Source organism: Deltaproteobacteria bacterium (assembly GCA_016234845.1).
GTDB lineage: Bacteria > Desulfobacterota > Deferrimicrobia > Deferrimicrobiales > Deferrimicrobiaceae > JACRNP01.
This window is the reverse complement of sequence record JACRNP010000009.1, coordinates 1-20,283: the sequence shown is the minus strand read 5'-3', so window position 1 is coordinate 20,283 and position 20,283 is coordinate 1. Positions and strand designations below refer to the sequence as shown.

Genomic DNA, 20,283 nt, shown 5'->3' with positions numbered 1-20,283 from the left:
TATGATACTACACGATGAAAATCTCCCGGAAATATCTCCTCGCCGAGATGACGGGGCCGTTCCTGGTCGGCCTCGGGAGCTTCACCCTCGTGGTCCTGCTGAACCGCTTCTCCCGGATGGCCGACCTGGTGATCGCGCGCGGGGTTCCGGCGCGGCTGGTGGGACGGCTTCTCCTCTCCCTCTTCCCCCCGTTCCTCGAGATCACCCTCCCCGCTTCCCTGCTCCTCGCCGTGCTGCTGGCGCTCGGACGGCTTTCGGCGGATTCGGAGACCACCGCCCTGGGCGGCGCGGGCGTGGGGATGCGCGGGATCGCCGTGCCGGTCCTGATCGCGTGCGGGATCACGTTCGCCGCGACCGTCCTGGTCTCGTGGCGGGGAATCCCGTGGGGATACCGGGAGACGCAGCGCACCCTGGCGCGGATCGTCGCGGAGCGCGCGGGCGCCGGGGCCTCGGAGCACGTCTTCCGGGAGATCACGCCGGACGTCCTGGTCTACCCGGACCGGGTGTCCGCGGACGGACAACGGATGACGGGGGTGTTCCTCTCCTTCCGCGCGGGGAGCGACGAGCCGCTCCTGGTCTTCTCCCGGGAGGGGCGGTTCCTGCCGGCGGGGGACGAGGGTGCGGTCGGCTTCGATCTCTCCGGGGGGACGGTGCACGGCGACCAGCCGGCGGACCGGCTGTACCGTCTGGCTTCCTTCGACCGGATGGAGTTCCGGGTTCCGCTCGGGACGCCATCCGTCCTCGGGGGAGACGACCCGAAGGGGATGACGCTCCCCGAGCTCTCCCGGAGGGTGCGGGAGGCGGGGGGGGCGAAGCGCGGCGCGACGTACCGCTACCACTTCCACCGGCGCCTCTCGCTGGCGGTCTCCTGCCTCTCCTTCGGCCTCCTCGCGATCCCCCTGGGAATGGCGCAGCGGGCCCGGGGGAAATCGTCCGCCTTCGGGATCACGATCGCCCTGGTGCTGGCCTACTACGTGTTCCTGGCGGCGGGGGGGGCCCTGGAGAACCGGTCGCAGCCGGGGATGATCGCGCTGCTGTGGACTCCCAACGTGCTCGGGCTCTCCCTGGCCGGATGGATCCTGTGGCGGTCGGAGATGCGCCACCTCGAGCTCCCCGCCCCGCTGCGGGCGTTGCTGGCCCGGAGATGAAGGTCCTCTCCCGGTACATGTTCCGCGAGTTCCTCCGGGCCGCGGCGGCGTGCATCCTGGGTTTCCTGGTTCTTTTCCTGGTGATCGACTTCGTCGACCACGCCGAGAAATTCTTCCGCAACAAGGCGGGATTCGCCGAGATCGGCTGGTACTACCTGTCGATCCTCCCCGGAGTGTTCGTGATGACGTCCCCCGTGGGCACGCTGCTCGCGGTCCTCGTCGTGATCTCGCTTCGGGTGCGGGGGAACGAGCTGACCGCCATGTTTTCGGGGGGGGTGAGCCTTTCCCGCGCGTGCCTCCCCGTCGTGATCGGATGCGCGCTCGTGTCGGCGCTGTCCATGGCGAGCGCGGAGCTGGTGGTCCCCGCCGCGAAGCGCCACGCCAGGGAGATCGAGCGGCTCCGGGTGCGGCCCGGCTCCGTCGCGGCGCAGTTCTCCGCCAACCGGTACTGGATCCGGGGCGAGGGGGGGATCCTCTCGGCCAATCTTGTGGACGCCCCGTCCCGCTCCCTCCAGGGATTCCTCTATTTCCAGCTCGACCGGGAATTCCGTCCCGTGCGCCGGATCGACGCCCGCGACGCACGGCTTTTGCCCGACGGATCGTGGGAGCTGCACGACGGGCGGGAGCGGCGCTTCGGCGAGACGGCGGTCGACCCGTTCGCCGTCCGGACGTACCGGCTGCCGGAAAAGATCGAGGGGCTTCTCCGCGGGGAAACCCCGCCGGACGAGATGACGTACGGGCAGCTGTCGGGGTACGTGCGGGAGTTGAAGCGGAAGGGGTACGAGGCGAAGCGGTACGAAACGGACCTCCACGCGAAGATCGCCTACCCGCTGTTGAACGTCCTGATCGCGATGCTGGCGATCCCGTTCGCGCTGCGCGCCCCCCGCGCGGGCGGGGTGTGGCGCAGCATCGGGCTGGGGCTCCTCGTGGGGTTCGCCTGCTGGGTGTTCCTGTCGGCGTCCCTTTCGCTGGGGCGCAAGGGGATGCTGCCGCCCCTCCTGGCCGCGTGGCTCCCGGGGGCGCTCTTCGCGGCGACGGGTGCCCTCCTGCTCCGGGGAGCCCGGGGCTGAGCGGCGCGCCGGGTCTCCGTCAGGTCCCCATCTCCCACGAGGCGAGGTATTTCCTCTGTTCCGCCGTGAGCCGGTCGATCCGCACGCCGGAGGCGGCGAGCTTCAGCCGCGCGATCTCCCGGTCGATCGGGTCCGGAACGACGTGGACCGTGTTCGACAGCTTCCCGTGGTTCCCGGCCATGTATTCGGCGGAAAGCGCCTGGTTGGCGAAACTCATGTCCATCACGTTCGCGGGGTGTCCCTCCGCGGCCGCGAGGTTGATGAGCCGCCCCTCGCCCAGAACGTGGATCGCCCGGCCGTCCCGCATCCGGTACTCCTCGACGAAGGGGCGCACGGTCCGCACCGACTTCGCCATCCGGGCGAGCGCGGGGATGTCGATCTCCACGTTGAAGTGGCCCGAGTTGCAGACGATCGCGCCGTCCTTCATCTTTTCGAAATGCTCCCGCCGGACGACGTTCAGGTTCCCCGTCACCGTGCAGAAGAAGTCCCCCACGCCCGCGGCCGCGGACATCGGTGCGACCTCGAACCCGTCCATCAGCGCCTCGAGCGCCGGCAGCGGATCGACCTCGGTGACGATCACGCGGGCGCCCATGCCGCGGGCGCGCATCGACAGCCCCCGGCCGCACCAGCCGTAGCCGGCCACGACGAAGCAGCTCCCCGCCAGCAGCCGGTTGGTCGCCCGCAGGATCCCGTCGATCGTCGACTGCCCGGTACCGTACCGGTTGTCGAAGAAATGCTTCGTCTTCGCCTCGTTCACCGCGATGATGGGGTACCGCAGGACCCCCTTCTCGCCCATGGCGGAGAGCCGGATCACCCCGGTGGTGGTCTCCTCCGTCCCGCCGATGATCCCGGGAAGGTACCGTTTCTGCTCGGTGTGGACCATGGAGACCAGGTCCGCGCCGTCGTCCATCGTGATGTTGGGCGACACCTCGAGCGCGGAGAGGATGTGCCGGTAATACGTCTTCCGGTCCTCCCCCTTGACGGCGTACACCGCGATCCCGTCGTTCTTCACGAGGGAGGCCGCCGCCTCGTCCTGCGTGGAGAGCGGGTTCGAGGCGCAGAGGGAGACCATCGCCCCCCCCGCGGCCAGCACCTGCATGAGCGCCGCCGTCTCGGTCGTCACGTGCAGGCACGCCGCGATGCGCACCCCCTTCAGCGGCTTCTCCTTCGCGAACCGTGCCCCGATGGAGCGGAGCACCGGCATGTCCTTCTTCGCCCACTCGACGCGGTTTCTCCCCGCCGCGGCGAGTTTCAGGTCCCTGACGTCGTATCCCTTCGCGCCGGCCATCGTCGTCTCCTTGGTCCTTCCCTTAGTTTCCGTGGCCGGCTGCCTTGCGCAGCGCCCGCGCCTTGTCTGTCTTTTCCCAGGTGAACTCCGGAAGCTCCCGTCCGAAGTGGCCAAGCGCCGCCGTCTTGCGGTAGATCGGCCGGAGCAGGTTGAGCTCGCGGATGATCCGCGCGGGGCGCATGTCGAACGTGTCGAGCACGGCGCGGCGGATCCGCTCCTCCGGCACGGTGGCCGTCCCGAACGTCTCCACCATCACCGACACCGGCTCCGCGACCCCGATGGCGTACGCCAGCTCCAGCTCGCACTTCCGTGCGAGCCCCGCCGCGACGACGTTCTTCGCGACGTACCGCGCCATGTAGGCGGCGCTGCGGTCCACCTTGGACGGGTCCTTTCCCGAAAACGCCCCGCCGCCGTGGCGGCTGTATCCGCCGTAGGTGTCCACGATGATCTTGCGGCCGGTCAGCCCCGTGTCGCCGTGGGGCCCCCCGACCACGAAACGGCCGGTGGGATTGATGTAGAACTTCACCTTCTTCGAGAGGAGATCCTTCGGGACCGCCTTCCGGACGACCTCCTCGATCACGCCTTCGGTCAGCGTCTTCCGCCCCACATCCTCCGAGTGCTGCGTGGAGCAGACCACCGCGGTGACCTCCCGGGGCACGCCCCCCTCGTAGCGGACCGTCACCTGGCTCTTGCCGTCGGGCCGAAGCCACGGGAGCACTTTCTTTTCGCGCGCCTCCGTCAGGCGGGCGCAGATCCGGTGGGCGAAGGAGATCGGCATCGGCATCCGTTCGCGGGTCTCGTCGCACGCGAAGCCGAACATCATCCCCTGGTCCCCGGCCCCCTGCTTCTCCTCCTCCCCCCGGTCCACCCCCTGGGCGATGTCCGCCGACTGGCGGTCGATCGCGGTGACGACGGCGCAGTTGTGGGCGTCGAACCCCTTCGCGTTGCCGGTATACCCGATTTCGGTCACCGCCCGGCGCACGACCTCGGGGAAGTCGATGATCGCCTTCGTGGTGATCTCGCCGGCCACGATCACCAGGCCGGTGGTGACCATCGTTTCGCACGCCACCCGGCCGCGCGGATCCTGCCGGAGGATCTCGTCGAGCACCGCGTCCGATATCTGGTCCGCCACCTTGTCGGGATGCCCGCCGGTCACCGATTCGGAGGTGAATAGGAACTCGCTCATGCCGCAGGGTCTCCTGTAGTTTTCGGAATGGGTGAAGATGCCGGATTATATGCTAAAACCGTTCGTCGGGAAACAGTTCTTCCATCTTCTTCCGCAGCACCTTGCCGATCTCCCCCGCCGTCGCGTGGAGCAGCAGCTCCCCCGCGAACTCCTTGGCCTCGTACGCCACCGACTTCCGCAGGATCCGCTTCACCCTCGGGATGGCGGTCGCGTTCATGCTGAGCTCGTCCAGCCCCAGGCCGAGAAGGATGTACGCGTAGAGCGGCTCCCCCGCCATCTCGCCGCACATGGAGACGGGAATCCCCGCGTCGTGCCCGGCCCCGACGACCCGCCGGATCAGCCGGAGGATCGCCGGGTGGAGCGGCTCGTACAGGTAGGATACGTGCTCGTTCACCCGGTCGATCGCCAGGGCGTACTGGATGAGGTCGTTCGTGCCGATGCTGAAGAAGGCGACCTCCTTCGCCAGCAGGTCGGACACCACGGCCGCGGAGGGGATCTCCACCATGATCCCGATCGGCATCTCCCGGTCGAACGGGACCCGCCGGCGGCGGAGGTCGGCGCGGACCTCCTCCACGACGGCCATCGCGGAGCGCAGTTCGGCCACGCCGGAGATCATCGGGAACATCATCCGGATCTTCCCGTAGGTGGACGCCCGCAGGATCGCGCGGAGCTGGGTCTTGAAGATCTCCTTCTCCTTCAGGCAGAAGCGGATGGCCCGCAGCCCCATCGCCGGGTTCATTTCGTCGGCGAGCTCGAGCTGCGAGGCGAACTTGTCCCCGCCGAGGTCGAACGTCCGGATCGTCACCGGGTGGCGGATGAACTTCTCCGCGACCTTCCGGTACGTGTCGAAATGCTCCTCCTCGGACGGAAGGTCCTTCCGGTTGAGGAACAGGAACTCCGTGCGGTAGAGCCCCACGCCGTACGCGCCGCTGCGCAGGGCGACGTTGGCCTCCTCGGGGAATTCGATGTTCGCCATCAGCGACAGCGCCTTGCCGTCCCTCGTGACGGTGGGAAGCCGGGCGAACTTCGCGAGGTCCCGGATCCGCTGGGAGAACGCCTTCCGCTTCTCCACGTACTCCCGGACCGTCTCCTCGGTCGGGTCGAGGACCACCACCCCCGCCTCGCCGTCGACGATCACGGTCTCCGCCGAGCCGTACTCCTCGGTCAGCCGCTCGAGCCCCACGACCGCGGGGATCGTCAACGACCGCGCCGTGATCGCGGTGTGGGACGTCCGGCTTCCGACGTCGGTGGCGAAGCCCAGGACGGGGCTCTTCAGGATCTGCGCGGTGTCCGCCGGAGACAGGTCGTGGGACACGATGACGACCGGCTCCTTGATGGAGGCGACCGAATCGAGCGGCCTTCCGGCGAGGTTTTCGAGCACCCGGTGGCCGATCTGCCGCAGGTCGTGCCCCCGTTCCCGCAGGTACGGGTCCTCGATCCGGTGGAACGTCTCGAGCAGCCCCTGCAGCACCTTGTTGAACGCCCAGTCGGCGGCGAACTGGTTTTCGCGGATCGTTCGCACGGTCTGCTCGAGCAGCGTCGAATCCTCGAGCAGGGCGAGGTGCACCGAGAGGATCTGGTGGTGCTCCGAGGAGTGGTCCGTGACCCCTTCCCGGATCGACCGGATCTGCTCCTTCGACCGGGATAGGGCGCGCTGGAACGCGGCCACCTCCTCGTCGACCTTCTCCCGGCTGACGGTGGATTGGACCGATCGCGGAAGCGCGCGGTTCAGGAAGAACCCCCTCCCGATGGCGATCCCGGCCGACGCGGGGATTCCCTTCAGGACACGCATCCTCGGACGCCCTTCGGTCACGCCGCTACTCCTCCCCGAACTTTCCGGCGATCAGCTCCCCGATGGCGGCCAGCGCGGCCTCGGCGTCATCGCCGACGGCGCGCACGGCGATCTTCGCGTCCTTCGGGGCCGCCAGCATCAGGACGCCCATGATGCTTTTCCCGTTGACCTCCACGCCGTCCTTCTCCACCCGGATCTCCGACGCGTACCGGTTGGCGAGCCGGACCAGCTGTGCCGCCGCACGGGCGTGGAGCCCGAGGCGGTTGGTGATGTCGAATTCCCGCTCCGCGTTCATTGCCACAGTATGAGAACCCCCACGAGTAGAAGAAACGAGATGAGCTCCGACGGCGACACCGCCTTCCGGAACAGCACCGTGAACAGGTGGACGGCGGCGGCGGCGATCAGGAAGAGGGCGACGGCGTGCAGCCCCGTCCCGCCGAGGACCGCGTGCCGCCCCAGGAACGCCCCCGCGTACGCTCCTCCCAGGATCGCGGCCATCATCTTCCGGTCCTCGGTCTTCACGTTCAGCTCCGCCTTCCGGAGCCAGGCCACCGCCCCTTCCTGCCCCTCCATCCCGGCGCGGAATCCCCGGAACCGCACCGGGAGATGCGTGGCGTTGTAGAGGACGAGCAGGACGGCGATGCCGGCCAACGGGTGGACCAGCGCGAGGATCGCCCCCGCCGCCGACGCCACCGGACGGAGGGCGCCCCAGAAGAAGGCGTCCCCGATCGCCCCCAGCGATCCCATCAGCCCCACCTTGAACGCGCCGATCGCCCGCGGATCGGCCTCTCCCGCCGCGACCCGCTCCTCGTGCCGCACCGCCGCCCCGAGGATCACCCCGCCCATCGCGGGGTGGGTGTTGAAGAACTCGAGGTGACGCTTCACCGCCTTCAGCGCCTCCTCCGGCCGCCCGGAGTAGAGCTCCCGCAGCGCCGGCAGGATGGCGTACGCGAACCCGACGTTCTGCATCCCCTCGAAGTTCCAGCACCCCTGGATCAGGAACTGGCGCAGCCAGACGCTTCGTCTTCCCCGGGGCGAGAGCGTCGGCATGGTCACCCCACCCACCGGAAGAAGACCGCCGCCCAGAACATCGCCGCCATGGTGAGGAAGAACACCGCCGCGGTCCGCTCCGTGCGGCTGCACGAGTACACCGAGGCGGCGCCCAGCAGCGGGAGGACCGGCTGCAGCGCGGAGAAATCGAGGCGGCTCTCCGGGCCGAACCGGGGCAGCAGCAGCTTGGACACCGCCACCCCGGCCCCGGAAAACAGGAGGGCGAGGATCGCCCCGCTCAGGGCGAACAGGGTGAGTCCCGCCATCAGGCCGTTCTCGACCGCCTGCACGTCTCCCCGCTCCACCGACTCGAGCGTGAGATGGGCGATCCGTCCGTTGAGCTTCCGAACGGTCCGGTCCGCCGCTTTTCCCGCCTCCGCGCAGGCGACGGAAAGGAGGATCAGCGCCGTGAAGCTCCCGCCGTCCAGCCCGATGGAGGACGAGGCGACGGCGGCGGCCGATCCCGCGAAGATGGCCGCGCCGGTGTCGTCGGGCGGCACCGACGCTCCCACGGGAAGCCGCGCGAGGTAGAGCAGCTCGAGCACCGCCCCGACCTGGGCGCCCGCCGTGAAGTTCCCGAAGATCGTCCCCAGGAGCGTGGCCGCGATCAGGGGGCGGTGGAGCATCAGCTGGCACGCCGCCGTCCGGTCGAGGTAGCAGAGGGATCCGAGGATCCCCGCGAGGAGGAACCGCCACGCCATCCGCTACCCCCCTTCCGCCTCGAACGACGTGCCCGCCTCGAACGGCGTCCCCTTCACGCAAACGGACACCCCGTGGGACCGGAACCACCGGAGCGCCTCGAAATCCTCCGGCGCGAAAAACACCGAGGGGGAGATCTCCACCTTCCCCTCCGCGAAGTGGAGGTTCCCGATGTTCAGGAGGTCGAACGCGGCCCCCCCCTTCCGCACGGCGACCGCGTCCGATGTGCTCGCCACCAGCAGGATCGACCGCTCCCCCAGCCGGTCCGCCTCCGCCAGGGTGGATACCGCCTCGGCGAGGCGGCAGAACCGGACCCGGATGCCGGGGAGAACGGCCAGCTCCATCACCGAGCGGAGGAACGGGTTCGCCGAGAGGTCGTCATTGGCGACCACCAGGGAGTCGGCCTTCGTGTGGGGGACCCACGTCTCGACCACCTGCCCGTGGATCAGGCGGCAGTCGATGCGTGCCAGCACCAGGGGCATCCCGCGGCTCCTCTTACTTCTTCTCCGCCTTCTTCTTCAGCATGTCGCCGGGGATCGTGATGTTGCGCTGGCCGCACTCCTGGAGATGGCGCGCCAGCTCCGGAAGCGCCATCGTGACGCGCGCCATGGGGAACTTCACCATCATCGGAAGGTTCGCCCCGGTGACGACCTCGACCTTGTGCGTCCCGAGGAACGAAAGACCGATGTTCGACGGCGTCCCGCCGAACATGTCGGTGAGGATCAGGACGCCGCTTCCCGCGTCCACGGTCCGGACGGCCCCTTCCATCGCGTCGTGGATCGCGTCCACGCTCATCGAGGGGGAGATGTCGACGGCGACGACCCCCTCGATCCTCCCGACGATGATCTCGGCGGCGCGCACCAGCTCGGTGGCGAGCGCGCCGTGGGAAACGACCACGGCTCCGATCATCGTGCCCCCCTGGCCGGGAGGGAAGATCGCGACAGGTCGCGGTGGGCCAGCAGCACGGGCCCGTCTTCCTTCCCGAGGATTCGGGCGATCTCCTCCGCAACCGCCACCGAACGGTGCCTCCCCCCGGTGCAGCCGACGCCGATCGTGAAGTACGCCTTGCCTTCCTTTCTATAGAGGGGGAGGAGGAAATGCAACATGTCCGACAGCCGGCGGAGGAACGACCGGGCCGTCTTCGCGGACAGCACGTAGTCCCGGACCTTCCGGTCGAGGCCGGTGTGCCGCTTCAGGGAGGGGACGAAGAACGGGTTCGGCAGGAACCGCACGTCGACCACCATGTCGGCTTCACCCGGAAGGCCGTACCGGTACCCGAAGGAGACGACGCTCACCTGCAATCCTCCGGCGCCCTCCCGGCCGAACCGGCGCACCACGGCTTCCCGGAGCTGGTGGACGGTGAACTGGGAGGTGTCGATCACGGCGTCGGCCATGTCGCGAAGCGGCGAAAGGATCCTCCGTTCCCGGCGGATCGCCTCCTTGGCCCCCCCGCGGGTGGCGAGCGGGTGGAGCCGCCGAGTCTCGCTGAAGCGCCGCAGGAGCGCCTCGTCGGCCGCGTCGAGGAACAGCATGTGAACGTCGCTGTTGCCGCCCCGAAGCTCGTCCACCACCCGCGCCAGGTCGGGAAGGAACTCCTTCCCGCGGATGTCCACCCCGAGGGCGACGCGGGCCCCCTCGCCCCGGGCCTCCGACACCACCTCGACGATCCGGGGGAGGAGGACCGGCGGGAGGTTGTCGACGCAGTAGTAGCCGAGGTCCTCGAACGACTTGATGGCGGTGCTCTTCCCCGCACCGGAAAGGCCGGTCAGGATGACGATGTCGGCGCGGTGTCCGCGCCCGCCCCCGGCGGTCAACGGCCCTTCCCCTCCCCCGCCTTCCTGGACTGCTTCGCGACGAGTTCCCTCGCCGAGTGGACGCCCAGGAGCTTCAGCAGGTGGTTCCGCACCGCCACTTCCACGATGGTGGCGAGGTTCCGCCCCGGGGAGATGGGAATGAGAAGGGCGGGGAGGGAGACCCCGAGGATCTTCACGGTGTCGTCCTGCAGGCCGAGCCGGTCGTACTCCTTGTTCGGGTCCCACTCCTCGATCCGGATGACGAGGCCCAGCTTCTTCTTCTGGGAGGTGGCGGTCAGGCCGAAGAGATCCCGGATGTTGATGATGCCCAGCCCCCGGATCTCCATGTGGTGCTCCGTGAGGTCGCTCCCCTGCCCCACGACGGTCTCCGGGCCGAACTTCTCCACGTGGATGACGTCGTCCGCGATGAACCGGTGGCCCCGCAGGACCAGGTCGAGGGCGCACTCGCTCTTCCCGACGCCGCTGGGCCCCATGAGGACGACTCCCACGCCGATGACGTCCATCAGGACGCCGTGGATCGTCGTTACGGCGGATGGAACGGCGTCAGGCACGGTCGTCCCTCCTTTGTCAGGCGCGCTCGTCCTCTTCCCGCAGGATCCGTACCAGCCCCTCGGCCCCCTCCGCCGAAAGCAGCTTGCGGCGGAACCGCTCGTCCTTCAGGAGCCGCGAGATCCGGGCGAGCGCCTTGAGGTGCATCCCGGCGGAGTTCTCCGGAGCGACCACGAGGAAGAAGAGCCGGGCCGGCTTTCCGTCCAGGGAGGCGAACTGCACTCCCCCGGCGCTCCGGCCGAAGGCGGCCACCAGCCGGTCGATCCCGGCGACCTTCCCGTGGGGGATCGCGACTCCCTCGCCGATCCCCGTGCTTCCCAGCGCTTCGCGGTCCATCAGGATCGAGGTCAGCCGGTCGGGGGAAAGGGCCGGAACCAGCCGGCAGACCGCTTCGGACAGCTCGCGCAGGACGCCCTCTTTCGTCTCCGCCCGGAGCCCGTCCACCACGGCCCCGGGCGGGACGATGTCCAGAATCCTCATCTCGCCGCCGGCTCCGTGAACCCGATGTTCCCGTCCTGCTGGCGGAAGACCACGCTGGGCTGGTTCGTTTCCTGGTTGACGAACATGACCACGTCCACCCGGAGCAGGTCCAGGTGCCGGGCCGCGTCCTCGACCGTCATCGGCTTTTGCAGGAAATTGTCCGTGCGGACGATGCGGGGCCGCCCCTCCCCGGGCGCGATCGTGAGCGACGAACCGGACACCATCGGCTCCGGCATCGCGACCTGCGCCTTCTCCTTCTTCTTCTCGCGGTATTTCTTCAGCTGCCGCTCGACCTTGTCGCACACCAGGTCGATCGCCGAGTACAGGTCCTCCGTCGACTCGAACGCCTTGATGGTGATTCCCCGCGCGGTCAGGAAGACCTCCGCGATGTGGCGGTACTTCTCGACCGACAGCGTGACGTGGGCATCGAACGACTTCTCGACCACCTTCTGCACCTTCCCGAGCTTCTCGACCACGTAATCCTTGAGCGCCTGGCTCGGATCCACGTGCCGGAACGTTACGTTGATCTGGTTCACGGTTACCCCTCCTCCCTCGGAATGGGCCTTGCGGGGATCAGAACTGCCTCCGCCGCCGGGACGACGACAGCAGGCCGAGCTGCGCGCGGTACTTGGTGACCGTCCGCCGCGCGATCCGGATCCCCTGGTTCTGCAGGAGCCGCATCAGCTCCTGGTCGCTCATCGGCTTGTTCTCCCCCTCGGCCCGGATGATCTCTCGGATCTTCTCCTTGACCGACTTCGAGGCGATGTCCTCCTCGCCGCCGTCCCGGTTCAGGCCGGAATTGAAGAAGTATTTCAGCTCGAAGATGCCGTGGGGGGTGTAGACGTACTTCCCGCTGGTGACCCGCGAAACGGTGGACTCGTGCATCTCGATGTCCTCCGCGACGTCCCTCAGCGTCAGGGGCCGGAGGTGCTTGGCCCCCCGGTCCAGAAAGTCCCGCTGGAGCTTGACGATGCTCTCCACGACCTTATAGATGGTCCGCTTCCGCTGTTCGATGCTCTTGATGAACCAGAGAGCCGAGTTCACCTTCTGCTTCAGGAACTCCCGGTCCTCCTTGGGCAGCTCGTCCCCGCCGCCGGTCAGCAGCCGCCGGTAGTAGGAGGAGAGCCGGAGGCGCGGCTGTCCGTCCTCGTTCAGGGTGATGACCCACTGGTCGTCCACCTTGAAGATGTAGACGTCCGGGGTGATGTACTGGACGTCGTCGCCCGAGTACGCCCGGCCCGGCTTCGGCCAGAGGGACACCAGTTTCTGGAACGCCTCCTTCGCGGTTTCCTTCGGGATCTTGAGCTTCCGGGCGACCCCCGCCACGTCCCCTTTCGAAAACAGGTCGAAGTGGTCGGCGAGGATCCGCATGGGGAGGTCGAAGCCGTCCCCCTGCTCGCGGGCCTGGATCATCAGGCACTCCCGCAGGTCCCGGGCGCCCACGCCCAGCGCTCCTGCGCCGCCTCCTCCACCGACGTCGTGAGGTACCCGTTCTCGTCGATGTTCCCGATCAGGTAGAGCGCGGCGTCCTGTTCGGAAGGGGGAAGGTCGAGCAGTCGGATCTGGAATTCCAGATGCTCCGCGAGGGTCGGGACGCGCGTCAGGGTGTTTTCGTAGTACGGGCGGCCGTCCTCGTCGTCGGCTTCCCGCTCGACGCGGCCCTCGCGCCCCCCCTCGCCGAAGTAATATTCCCAGTCGACCCGGTCGATGAGCCCTCCGCTTTCGGCGGGCCGGACCTCTTCCGCGGCGGGGGTGGGAGCCGAAGCCTCCGGCGTCTGGACCTCTTCCTCCGGCGTCCCCTCCACTCCCTCTTCGAGCGCGGGATTCACTTCGAGCTCCTCCCGGACCGCCTGCTGAAGCTCGAGACGGGACAGCTGCAGCAGCTTGATCGCCTGCTGCAGCTGGGGGGTCATCACCAGCTGCTGGCTGAGCTTGAGAGACTGTCGGAGTTCCAGCGCCATCAAGACCCCTTCACGCGTTCAGAGGGAGAAACCGTCCCCCAGGTAAATCTCCCGCACCTTCTCCGAAGCGGCGATTTCCCCGGGAGTTCCCGAGAGCAGGATCTCCCCCTCGGAAATGATGTACGCGCGATCGCAGACCTTGAGGGTGTCGCGCACGTTATGATCCGTTATTATAACCCCGATGCCGCGCTCTTTTAATCCGAGGATGACCTGCTGGAGATCGGCCACCGAGATCGGGTCGATCCCCGCGAACGGCTCGTCGAGGAGGAGGAAGTCGGGGGACAGGACGAGGGACCGGGCGATCTCCACCCGGCGTCGCTCGCCCCCGGAGAGGGCGTACCCCATGGTGTCGGCGACGTGGGCGATCCGCATCTCCCGGAGGAGCGCGTCGAGCCGGTCCTTCCGCTCCCCCGCGGAATACCCGGTCTCTTCGAGGAATACGAGGATGTTGTCGCGGACGGAGAGCTTCCGGAAGACCGACGGCTCCTGGGGCAGGTACCCCAGCCCCATCTTCGCCCTGCGGTGCATCGGCAGTCCGGTCACGCCGACGCCGTTCAGGATCACCTCGCCGCCGTCGGGCCGGATGAGCCCCACCATCATGTAGAAGATCGTCGTCTTCCCGGCGCCGTTGGGCCCGAGGAGTCCCACGACCTCGCCGGAACGGGTCTCGAGCGAGACCCCCTTCACGACTTCCCTGCGCCGGTACCGCTTGAACAGGCCGGCGACGGAAAGCGTTTTCCCGTCCCGGTCCTCCCGCCGCCGGTGGGGGTGGGCGGAGATGGGTTCCAGCGGCGTCACCTGGAGGGGCGCTCCATCATCCCCTTGGGATTGATCACCGCCTTGACGCGGCCTCCCCCCTCGCCGCCGGTCACGACCGACCGGTTCTCGCGAAGGTAGATGGTGAGCGTCTCCCCCTGGAGGACGTTCTCCCCCTGGCGCAGGTTCGCCCCTCCGGACAGCACGACCCGCTGCTCGAAATTGAAGAACGTGGCGCGGGCGGACCGGGCTTCCCGTCCCTCCTGGACGAACCGGACGTCCCCTTCGGCCTCGATCCGCTCGATGGCTCCCGCCTCCTTGGAGTACTCGGCGAACAGGCGGTTCGAGTGGAGGGTCATCTCCCCCTGGCGCGCCACCACGCTCCCCTCGAACGTCACCGAGTTGCGCACGCTGTCGGCGCTCACCCGGTCGGCGGAAATCTCGATCGGACGGCCCCCGAGCTCCCGCGCGGACACCCCCTTCGCCTCCTCCGCCCGGGCGTGCCCGGCCGCGGCCGCCGCGAGAAGAAGCGACGCGAGCGCGATCCGCCGGATCCTCATCGCCTCACCCCTTCCGCCCGGGGCGCCCCGCCGGGGCGATGCGGCTTTTCGGCGTGTCCATCGTGATCTTCCCGTCCGCCCAGCGCCATTCCAGGTTCGTCCCCGCGACGGTGAATCCCGGGCCGGTGATCGCGGCCGGCCCCGTCGCCCGCAAGGTCTTCCCGGCGAGGTCGAACGTGGCGGAGGAAAGCTCCCCGCTCCACCCTCCTTCGCGCCGCGCGCTCCCGCCGTCCGGCAGCCGGACGGTCTTCCCGTCGAGGTCCCAGAACGCGCCGGGCGCGCGAAGGACGGCCCCCCGGGTCGACTCGCCGGTCCCGATCGAGACCGTCACGTCCGTCCCCTCGACGGTCTTCCGGAGGTAGCTGTAGACCGCCTCCGCGGCGACCAGCCGGTTCCACCCCCCGTCGTCGTGCGACTCCCGTACCTCGACCGTCCAGAGCCGGATATCGGGCCCCCGGTCCGGCGCGGTGACCGCCGGCGGGGGGACGGGCGGAGCGCCCGCCCCCTTGTCCGGGAACCCCGACCGGACCGCGAGGGCGAAGACGGCCGCGGCGAACAGGGCCCACGGGAGGAGACGGGCGTTCATCCCGTCCCCCCGGGCGGGAAATATTTCGCCGCGACGGCGTTCCACGATCCGTTCGCGCGGAGAAGGAATTCGACGATCTCCCGCACGGCCCCGTTCCCCCCCCCGCGGGCGGAAACGTAGTCGACCGCCTCGAGGACGTACGGCTCGGCGTCCGACGGCGCCGCGGAGAAGCCGACCGCGCGCAGCAGCGGCAGGTCGACGATGTCGTCTCCGACGTACGCGGTCTCCTCCCCGGGGATCCCCGTCTCCGACAGGATCTCCCTCCAGGCCGACGTCTTGTCGTACACCCCCTGGCGCACGATGCCGATGCCGAGCTCCCGCGCGCGGATCGCCACCACTTCCGACGTGCGCCCGGTGACGATCCCCACGGCGACGCCGCTGCGCTGCAGCATCTTGATCCCGTGGCCGTCCCGGACGTGGAACCGTTTCGTCTCGACCCCCGCCGCGTCGAGGATGATCCCGCCGTCGGTCAGGACCCCGTCCACGTCGGTGAGGAACAGGCGCACGCGCGCCGCCTTCTCCTTCGCCCGCCCCCGCGCAACCGGCCCGGTCATCCCACGCCCGCCTTCAGGAGGTCGTGGATGTGGACGATTCCCACGGGCCGGTGCGGGTCCCCGGGGACGAACACGAAGAGACTGGTGATGGAGAACTCCTCCATCTTCCGAAGCGCCCCCGCTGCCAGCTCCGTCGAGGCGATCCGTTTCGGGGAGGACGTCATGACCTCGCGGGCGGTCGTCTTGTACAGGTCGACCCCCGCCGACGTGGCCCTCCGGACGTCCCCGTCGGTGATCACGCCGACCAGCCTCCCCTCCCCGTCGACCACGCCGGTCACGCCGAGCCGCTTCGCGCTGATGGTGAGGAGGGCGTCCTTCAGCGGCACGTCCGAGGGGACCAGCGGGACCGCGTCCCCCGCCTGCATCAGGTCGGCCACGGTCTGCAGCCTGCGGCCGAGCGCCCCGCCGGGGTGGAGCTGCGCGAAATCCTCCTCGGAGAATCCCTTCTCCTCGAAGAGGACGACCGCCAGGGCGTCCCCCATGGCCAGCGTCGCCGTCGTGGAGGCGGTCGGCGCGAGCCCGAGCGGGCACGCCTCCTCCCGCACGCCCACGTCGAGCGCCACGTCCGCGTACCGCGCGAGGGTCGACTCCGGGTTGCCGGTCAGCGCGATCACGGGGAGGCCCATCCGCCGGAACACCGGTATCAGGCGGACGATCTCCTCCGTTTCCCCCGAGTTCGACAGGGCGATCACGACGTCGCCCCGGACCACCATCCCGATGTCGCCGTGGATTCCCTCCGCCGGGTGGAGGAAGAAGGCGGGAGTCCCGGTCGACGCCAGGGTGGCGGCGATCTTGCGGGCGATCAGCCCGGATTTGCCCATCCCGGTGACGACGACCTTCCCCCGCGCGACCCGCAGCAGGTCCACCGCCTCCCCGAACCGCGCGTCCAGCTTCTCCCGCAACCCCTCGATCGCGGCCGCCTCCACCGCGAGGACCCGCGCCGCGCGGGCGATCCGGTCGCCGGTCACCGAACGCCCCCTTCCGCGGCCGCCGAGCGGATCGCGAGGAGCGTCCGCAGGAGCGGCTCGACCTCCGCGAGGGGCAGGCTGTTCGGCCCGTCCGAAAGGGCGCTTTCGGGGTCCGGGTGGATCTCGAGGAATACGCCGTCCACCCCCGCCGCGACCGCCGCGCGGGCGAGGGGCGCGACGTACTTCCGTTCGCCGGAGGAAACCGTCCCCGCCCCGCCGGGAAGCTGGACGCTGTGGGTGGCGTCGAAGACGACCGGGCAGATCGCGTCCCGCATCGCCGGCAGCCCGCGGAAGTCGACGACCAGGTTGTTGTAGCCGAAGGTCGTCCCGCGCTCCGTGACGAGCACGTTGTCGTTTCCGGCGGAGCGGACCTTCCCCACCGCGTTCCGCATGTCCCACGGCGCCATGAACTGCCCCTTCTTCACGTTCACCGGGATCCCGGTCCTCCCGGCCGCCACGAGCAGGTCGGTCTGGCGGCACAGGAACGCCGGGACCTGGAGCAGGTCGACCACGCGCGCCGCGTGGGCCGCCTGGAGCGGATCGTGGACGTCGGTCGTGACCGGCAGTCCGTACCGCTCCCTCACCTCCGCCAGGATCCGCAGCCCCTTCTCCTCCCCCGGCCCGCGGTAGGAGGCGCTGGAGGAACGGTTCGCCTTGTCGAACGACCCCTTGAAGATCACGTGGACGTCGAGGCGGGACACGAGGTCCGCGAGGAACCCGGCCACCTGGAAGGCGAGCACGGGCGATTCGAGGACGCACGGTCCGGCGATGAAGACGGGGGGACACCCCTCTCCGACCTCGAACCGCCCCCCGATGGACACCCGCCGGATCATCCTCGGCCCCGTCCTACGGAGATCCGTGGCGGGCGCGCGCGTACGATGCGCCGATGAAGTCGCGGAACAGCGGGTGGGGAACCAGCGGTCGCGACTGGAACTCGGGGTGGAACTGGCAGCCGAGGAACCACGGGTGGTCGCCGATCTCGACGATCTCCACGAGCCGGTCGTCGGGCGAGACGCCGGTGACCCGCATCCCGGCCGAGGCGAGCTTCTCCCGGTAGTCGTTGTTGAATTCGTACCGGTGCCGGTGCCGCTCGGAGACCTGGGTCGCCCCGTACGCCTTCCGGGCCAGCGACTTGTCCGCGACCTTGCACGGGTAGGCGCCCAGCCGCATCGTCGCCCCCTTCTCCTCCACCGCGCGCTGCTCGGGCATCAGGTCGATGACCGGGCATTCGCTCTCGCCGTCCAGCTCGCGGCTGGTCGCACTCGACATCCCGCAGACGTTGCGGGCGAACTCGACCACGGCGACCTGCATCCCGAGGCAGATGCCGAAGTACGGGATCCGGTTCTCGCGGGCGTACCGCACCGCCGCGATCTTCCCCTCCACGCCGCGGGACCCGAATCCTCCGGGGACGAGGATGCCGTCGACCCCCTTGAGCAGCGCATCCGCTCCCTGCCGCTCGACCTCCTCGGAATCGACGTACCGGTGGTGGACCCGGACCTGGTGGGCGATCCCGCCGTGCGTGAGCGCCTCGTTCAGGCTCTTGTACGACTCCTTGAGGTTCACGTACTTCCCGACGATGGCGATGGTGACCTCTCCCACCGGGTTCTTCCACCGCTCCACCACGCGGGTCCAGTCGTCGAGCCGCGGCTCGCCGGCCCAGATGTTCAGGAGCTCCATGATCTTGTCGTCCAGCCCCTCCTGGTGGAAGACCAGCGGCAGCTCGTAGATGAGCTCGACGTCGCTCGCCGTGATGACCGCGTCCTCCGTGACGTTGCAGAACAGGGCGATCTTCCCCTTGATGTCCTTCGGCAGCGTCCGGTCGGTGCGGCACAGCAGGACGTCGGGCTGGATGCCGATCGAGCGCAGCTCCTTCACGCTGTGCTGGGTCGGTTTGGTCTTGAGCTCCCCCGCCGTCTTGATGTAGGGGACCAGCGTGAGGTGGACGTAGAGGACGTTCTCCTTCCCCCGGTCGCCCTTGACCTGCCGGATCGCCTCGAGGAACGGGAGGCTCTCGATGTCGCCCACGGTTCCGCCCACCTCGACGATCGCGAGGTCGTACCCCTTCGCCGCCGCGTAGATGACACGCTTGATCTCGTCGGTGATGCGGGGGATCACCTGCACCGTGCCGCCGAGGTAGTCGCCGCGGCGCTCCTTCGTGATGACGGAGTGGTAGATCTTTCCGGTGGTGCAGTTGTTCTTCTTTCCGGTGCGGGAGGAAACGAACCGCTCGTAGTGCCCGAGGTCCAGGTCGGTCTCGGCGCCGTCGTCGGTGACGAACACCTCCCCGTGCTGGAACGGGTTCATCGTTCCGGGATCGACGTTGATGTACGGGTCGAGCTTGAGCATCGTGATCTTGAGTCCCCGGGACTCCATGAGGGCGCCGATCGACGCGGCCGCCAGTCCCTTCCCGAGCGACGAGACGACCCCGCCGGTCACGAAGATGAACTTCGGCTTCATCGCCTTTTCGGCCCGCATACCCTCTCCTCCACCGCCTTGAGATCCTCGGGGGTGTCCACCCCGACCGAGTCGTGCGAAACGTCCACCACGCGGATCCGGAACCCCGCCTGCAGCACGCGCAGCTGTTCGAGCCGCTCCGCCTCTTCGAGCGCGGAGGGCGGAAGCGCCGCCACGCGGAAAAGGAAGTCGCGCCGGTAGCCGTAGATCCCCAGGTGCTTCCGGTACGGCCCCGCGCCCGCGTCCCGGTAGTGCGGGATGGGCGCACGGGAGAAGTACAGCGCGTCCCCGCGGGCGTCGACCACCACTTTCACCACGGACGCCCGCGCGAACTCCGCCGGGTCGTCCTGCGGCAGCGCCGCCGTGGACATCGCCACTTCCGGGTCGGACACCAGCGGGGCGGCCACCGCGTCGATCACCGACGGGTGCATCAGCGGCTCGTCCCCCTGGAGGTTGATGACGATCCCCTCGTCCATCCCGCGGGCCGCCTCGGCGACGCGGTCGGTGCCGGAGGGGCATTCGGGGGACGTCATGACCGCTTCGCCGCCGAACCCGCGAACCGCGGAGGCGATCCGCACGTCGTCGGTGGCCACGACCACGCGGGACGGCGTCTTCGCCCGCCTCGCCTTGTCCCAGACATACCATATCATCGGGCGGCCGTCGATTTCGGCCAGCGGCTTCCCCGGCAGCCGCGTCGCGGCGTACCGCGCGGGGATCACCACCGCCACCCGGACGTCGCCCGCCTTCGACGTCACGGGAACAGGGGCATCGCCCGGAGCCCCTCCTCCTCCGGGAATCCGGCCATCAGGTTGAAGCACTGCACCGCCGCGCCCGCCGCGCCCTTGACCAGGTTGTCGATGGCGGAGACGACCACCACCCTCCGGGTCCGCTCGTCGACCCGCCAGGCGATGTCGCAGAAGTTGCTCCCCCGCACGTCCTTGGTGGACGGGAGCAGTCCCGCCGGCAGCAGCCGGACGAACGGCTCCCGGCCGTACGCCTTCCGGTACGCCGCCTCGACGTCCCTCGCCGACACCTTCGCCTTCGCGGTGGCGTAGCAGGTCGCGAGGATCCCGCGAACCATCGGCATCAGGTGCGGGACGAAGGTGACGGCCACCTTCTCCCCCGCGGCGAGCGAAAGCTCCTGGTCCATCTCCGGGTTGTGCCGGTGGTTCGGCAGCCCGTACGGCCGGACGCCCCCCTCGACCTCCGGATAATGGAACCCGAGGGCCGGCCCCCGTCCGCCGCCGGAGACGCCGGTCTTGCAGTCCGCGACGATCCCCCTCCGGTCGACCAGCCCCTCCTTGAGGAGCGGGTACAGGCCGAGGATCACCGAGGTGGGAAAGCAGCCGGGGACCGCCGCGAGCCGGG

At 69.1% G+C, this 20,283-nt stretch carries 23 protein-coding genes and 1 pseudogene; 2 read left to right on the top strand and 22 right to left on the bottom strand.

Features of this window, described 5'->3' with window-relative positions; genetic code table 11:
• The first annotated feature begins 14 nt into the window (after positions 1 to 14).
• Together HZB86_00900 and lptG are read left to right on the top strand one after the other, a co-directional pair.
• Positions 15 to 1,148 carry an LptF/LptG family permease gene (locus HZB86_00900; protein MBI5904106.1) on the top strand — a complete coding sequence of 378 codons (1,134 nt, stop codon included), beginning with the start codon at positions 15 to 17 and terminating at the stop codon, positions 1,146 to 1,148.
• Positions 1,145 to 2,218 carry an LPS export ABC transporter permease LptG gene (lptG, locus tag HZB86_00895; GenBank protein ID MBI5904105.1) on the top strand — a complete coding sequence of 358 codons (1,074 nt, stop codon included), beginning with the start codon at positions 1,145 to 1,147 and terminating at the stop codon, positions 2,216 to 2,218. The genes HZB86_00900 and lptG overlap by 4 nt, the downstream gene beginning before the upstream one ends.
• Positions 2,219 to 2,237: 19 nt before the next feature.
• Here the strand turns inward: lptG and HZB86_00890 are convergent, their stop codons facing one another.
• From HZB86_00890 to HZB86_00785, 22 genes and pseudogenes are all read right to left on the bottom strand, one after another.
• Positions 2,238 to 3,506 carry an adenosylhomocysteinase gene (locus tag HZB86_00890; protein MBI5904104.1) on the bottom strand — a complete coding sequence of 423 codons (1,269 nt, stop codon included), beginning with the start codon at positions 3,504 to 3,506 and terminating at the stop codon, positions 2,238 to 2,240.
• Positions 3,507 to 3,528: 22 nt separating this feature from the next.
• On the bottom strand, positions 3,529 to 4,692 hold the full coding sequence (locus HZB86_00885; GenBank protein MBI5904103.1) for a methionine adenosyltransferase: 1,164 nt from the start codon (positions 4,690 to 4,692) through the stop codon (positions 3,529 to 3,531).
• 52 nt (positions 4,693 to 4,744) lie between these two features.
• Positions 4,745 to 6,484, bottom strand: a complete 1,740-nt coding sequence (gene ptsP, locus HZB86_00880) for a phosphoenolpyruvate--protein phosphotransferase (GenBank protein ID MBI5904102.1) — start codon at positions 6,482 to 6,484, stop codon at positions 4,745 to 4,747.
• A 25-nt stretch (positions 6,485 to 6,509) separates the two neighbouring features.
• Positions 6,510 to 6,779, bottom strand: coding sequence for an HPr family phosphocarrier protein (locus HZB86_00875; protein MBI5904101.1), 270 nt, complete (start codon positions 6,777 to 6,779; stop codon positions 6,510 to 6,512).
• The gene (locus HZB86_00870; protein ID MBI5904100.1) at positions 6,776 to 7,540 is read right to left on the bottom strand and encodes a PTS system mannose/fructose/sorbose family transporter subunit IID; all 765 of its coding nucleotides are present in this window, start codon (positions 7,538 to 7,540) and stop codon (positions 6,776 to 6,778) included. Before HZB86_00870 ends, HZB86_00875 begins: the two co-directional genes overlap by 4 nt.
• Entirely contained in the window at positions 7,537 to 8,235 is a 699-nt protein-coding gene (locus tag HZB86_00865; GenBank protein MBI5904099.1) for a PTS sugar transporter subunit IIC, read from the bottom strand. Before HZB86_00865 ends, HZB86_00870 begins: the two co-directional genes overlap by 4 nt.
• A gap of 3 nt (positions 8,236 to 8,238) precedes the next feature.
• Positions 8,239 to 8,715, bottom strand: a complete 477-nt coding sequence (locus tag HZB86_00860; GenBank protein MBI5904098.1) for a PTS sugar transporter subunit IIB — start codon at positions 8,713 to 8,715, stop codon at positions 8,239 to 8,241.
• Positions 8,716 to 8,728: 13 nt separating this feature from the next.
• The gene (locus HZB86_00855) at positions 8,729 to 9,142 is read right to left on the bottom strand and encodes a PTS sugar transporter subunit IIA (protein ID MBI5904097.1); all 414 of its coding nucleotides are present in this window, start codon (positions 9,140 to 9,142) and stop codon (positions 8,729 to 8,731) included.
• Positions 9,139 to 10,047, bottom strand: coding sequence for an RNase adapter RapZ (rapZ, locus tag HZB86_00850; GenBank protein MBI5904096.1), 909 nt, complete (start codon positions 10,045 to 10,047; stop codon positions 9,139 to 9,141). Before rapZ ends, HZB86_00855 begins: the two co-directional genes overlap by 4 nt.
• Positions 10,044 to 10,550, bottom strand: coding sequence for a hypothetical protein (locus HZB86_00845; GenBank protein MBI5904095.1), 507 nt, complete (start codon positions 10,548 to 10,550; stop codon positions 10,044 to 10,046). Before HZB86_00845 ends, rapZ begins: the two co-directional genes overlap by 4 nt.
• Before the next feature lie 64 nt (positions 10,551 to 10,614).
• The gene (locus HZB86_00840; protein MBI5904094.1) at positions 10,615 to 11,076 is read right to left on the bottom strand and encodes a PTS sugar transporter subunit IIA; all 462 of its coding nucleotides are present in this window, start codon (positions 11,074 to 11,076) and stop codon (positions 10,615 to 10,617) included.
• The gene (gene raiA / locus HZB86_00835; protein ID MBI5904093.1) at positions 11,073 to 11,612 is read right to left on the bottom strand and encodes a ribosome-associated translation inhibitor RaiA; all 540 of its coding nucleotides are present in this window, start codon (positions 11,610 to 11,612) and stop codon (positions 11,073 to 11,075) included. Before raiA ends, HZB86_00840 begins: the two co-directional genes overlap by 4 nt.
• Positions 11,613 to 11,649: 37 nt before the next feature.
• Positions 11,650 to 13,037: pseudogene (rpoN, locus tag HZB86_00830) on the bottom strand (RNA polymerase factor sigma-54).
• A gap of 18 nt (positions 13,038 to 13,055) precedes the next feature.
• On the bottom strand, positions 13,056 to 13,817 hold the full coding sequence (gene lptB, locus HZB86_00825) for an LPS export ABC transporter ATP-binding protein (protein ID MBI5904092.1): 762 nt from the start codon (positions 13,815 to 13,817) through the stop codon (positions 13,056 to 13,058).
• Between the two features lie 14 nt (positions 13,818 to 13,831).
• The gene (gene lptA / locus HZB86_00820) at positions 13,832 to 14,353 is read right to left on the bottom strand and encodes a lipopolysaccharide transport periplasmic protein LptA (GenBank protein MBI5904091.1); all 522 of its coding nucleotides are present in this window, start codon (positions 14,351 to 14,353) and stop codon (positions 13,832 to 13,834) included.
• A gap of 4 nt (positions 14,354 to 14,357) precedes the next feature.
• On the bottom strand, positions 14,358 to 14,939 hold the full coding sequence (locus HZB86_00815) for a hypothetical protein (GenBank protein ID MBI5904090.1): 582 nt from the start codon (positions 14,937 to 14,939) through the stop codon (positions 14,358 to 14,360).
• Positions 14,936 to 15,493 carry an HAD hydrolase family protein gene (locus tag HZB86_00810; protein MBI5904089.1) on the bottom strand — a complete coding sequence of 186 codons (558 nt, stop codon included), beginning with the start codon at positions 15,491 to 15,493 and terminating at the stop codon, positions 14,936 to 14,938. Before HZB86_00810 ends, HZB86_00815 begins: the two co-directional genes overlap by 4 nt.
• A complete protein-coding gene (locus HZB86_00805) occupies positions 15,490 to 16,446 on the bottom strand; it encodes a KpsF/GutQ family sugar-phosphate isomerase (protein MBI5904088.1) in 957 nt (318 codons plus the stop codon). Before HZB86_00805 ends, HZB86_00810 begins: the two co-directional genes overlap by 4 nt.
• Positions 16,447 to 16,457: 11 nt before the next feature.
• Positions 16,458 to 17,294 (bottom strand): 3-deoxy-8-phosphooctulonate synthase, encoded by an 837-nt coding sequence (gene kdsA / locus HZB86_00800; protein MBI5904087.1) that lies wholly within the window; start codon positions 17,292 to 17,294, stop codon positions 16,458 to 16,460.
• 13 nt (positions 17,295 to 17,307) lie between these two features.
• Entirely contained in the window at positions 17,308 to 18,918 is a 1,611-nt protein-coding gene (locus HZB86_00795) for a CTP synthase (GenBank protein MBI5904086.1), read from the bottom strand.
• Entirely contained in the window at positions 18,915 to 19,670 is a 756-nt protein-coding gene (gene kdsB, locus HZB86_00790; GenBank protein ID MBI5904085.1) for a 3-deoxy-manno-octulosonate cytidylyltransferase, read from the bottom strand. The genes HZB86_00795 and kdsB overlap by 4 nt, the downstream gene beginning before the upstream one ends.
• On the bottom strand, positions 19,667 to 20,283 hold a 617-nt coding region (locus HZB86_00785; protein MBI5904084.1), incomplete at its 5' end, for an N-acetyl-gamma-glutamyl-phosphate reductase. The genes kdsB and HZB86_00785, both read right to left, overlap by 4 nt.

Excerpts from the sequence above, each read along its gene's own strand:
- HZB86_00900 (MBI5904106.1), top strand. The coding sequence starts at position 15 with ATGAAAATCTCCCGGAAATATCTCCTCGCCGAGATGACGGGGCCGTTC.
- lptG (MBI5904105.1), top strand. The coding sequence starts at position 1,145 with ATGAAGGTCCTCTCCCGGTACATGTTCCGCGAGTTCCTCCGGGCCGCG.
- HZB86_00890 (MBI5904104.1), bottom strand. The coding sequence starts at position 3,506 with ATGGCCGGCGCGAAGGGATACGACGTCAGGGACCTGAAACTCGCCGCG.
- HZB86_00885 (MBI5904103.1), bottom strand. The coding sequence starts at position 4,692 with ATGAGCGAGTTCCTATTCACCTCCGAATCGGTGACCGGCGGGCATCCC.
- ptsP (MBI5904102.1), bottom strand. The coding sequence starts at position 6,484 with ATGCGTGTCCTGAAGGGAATCCCCGCGTCGGCCGGGATCGCCATCGGG.
- HZB86_00875 (MBI5904101.1), bottom strand. The coding sequence starts at position 6,779 with ATGAACGCGGAGCGGGAATTCGACATCACCAACCGCCTCGGGCTCCAC.
- HZB86_00865 (MBI5904099.1), bottom strand. The coding sequence starts at position 8,235 with ATGGCGTGGCGGTTCCTCCTCGCGGGGATCCTCGGATCCCTCTGCTAC.
- HZB86_00860 (MBI5904098.1), bottom strand. The coding sequence starts at position 8,715 with ATGCCCCTGGTGCTGGCACGCATCGACTGCCGCCTGATCCACGGGCAG.
- HZB86_00855 (MBI5904097.1), bottom strand. The coding sequence starts at position 9,142 with ATGATCGGAGCCGTGGTCGTTTCCCACGGCGCGCTCGCCACCGAGCTG.
- HZB86_00845 (MBI5904095.1), bottom strand. The coding sequence starts at position 10,550 with ATGGACGTCATCGGCGTGGGAGTCGTCCTCATGGGGCCCAGCGGCGTC.
- HZB86_00840 (MBI5904094.1), bottom strand. The coding sequence starts at position 11,076 with ATGAGGATTCTGGACATCGTCCCGCCCGGGGCCGTGGTGGACGGGCTC.
- lptA (MBI5904091.1), bottom strand. The coding sequence starts at position 14,353 with ATGAGGATCCGGCGGATCGCGCTCGCGTCGCTTCTTCTCGCGGCGGCC.
- HZB86_00815 (MBI5904090.1), bottom strand. The coding sequence starts at position 14,939 with ATGAACGCCCGTCTCCTCCCGTGGGCCCTGTTCGCCGCGGCCGTCTTC.
- HZB86_00810 (MBI5904089.1), bottom strand. The coding sequence starts at position 15,493 with ATGACCGGGCCGGTTGCGCGGGGGCGGGCGAAGGAGAAGGCGGCGCGC.
- kdsA (MBI5904087.1), bottom strand. The coding sequence starts at position 17,294 with ATGATCCGGCGGGTGTCCATCGGGGGGCGGTTCGAGGTCGGAGAGGGG.
- HZB86_00795 (MBI5904086.1), bottom strand. The coding sequence starts at position 18,918 with ATGAAGCCGAAGTTCATCTTCGTGACCGGCGGGGTCGTCTCGTCGCTC.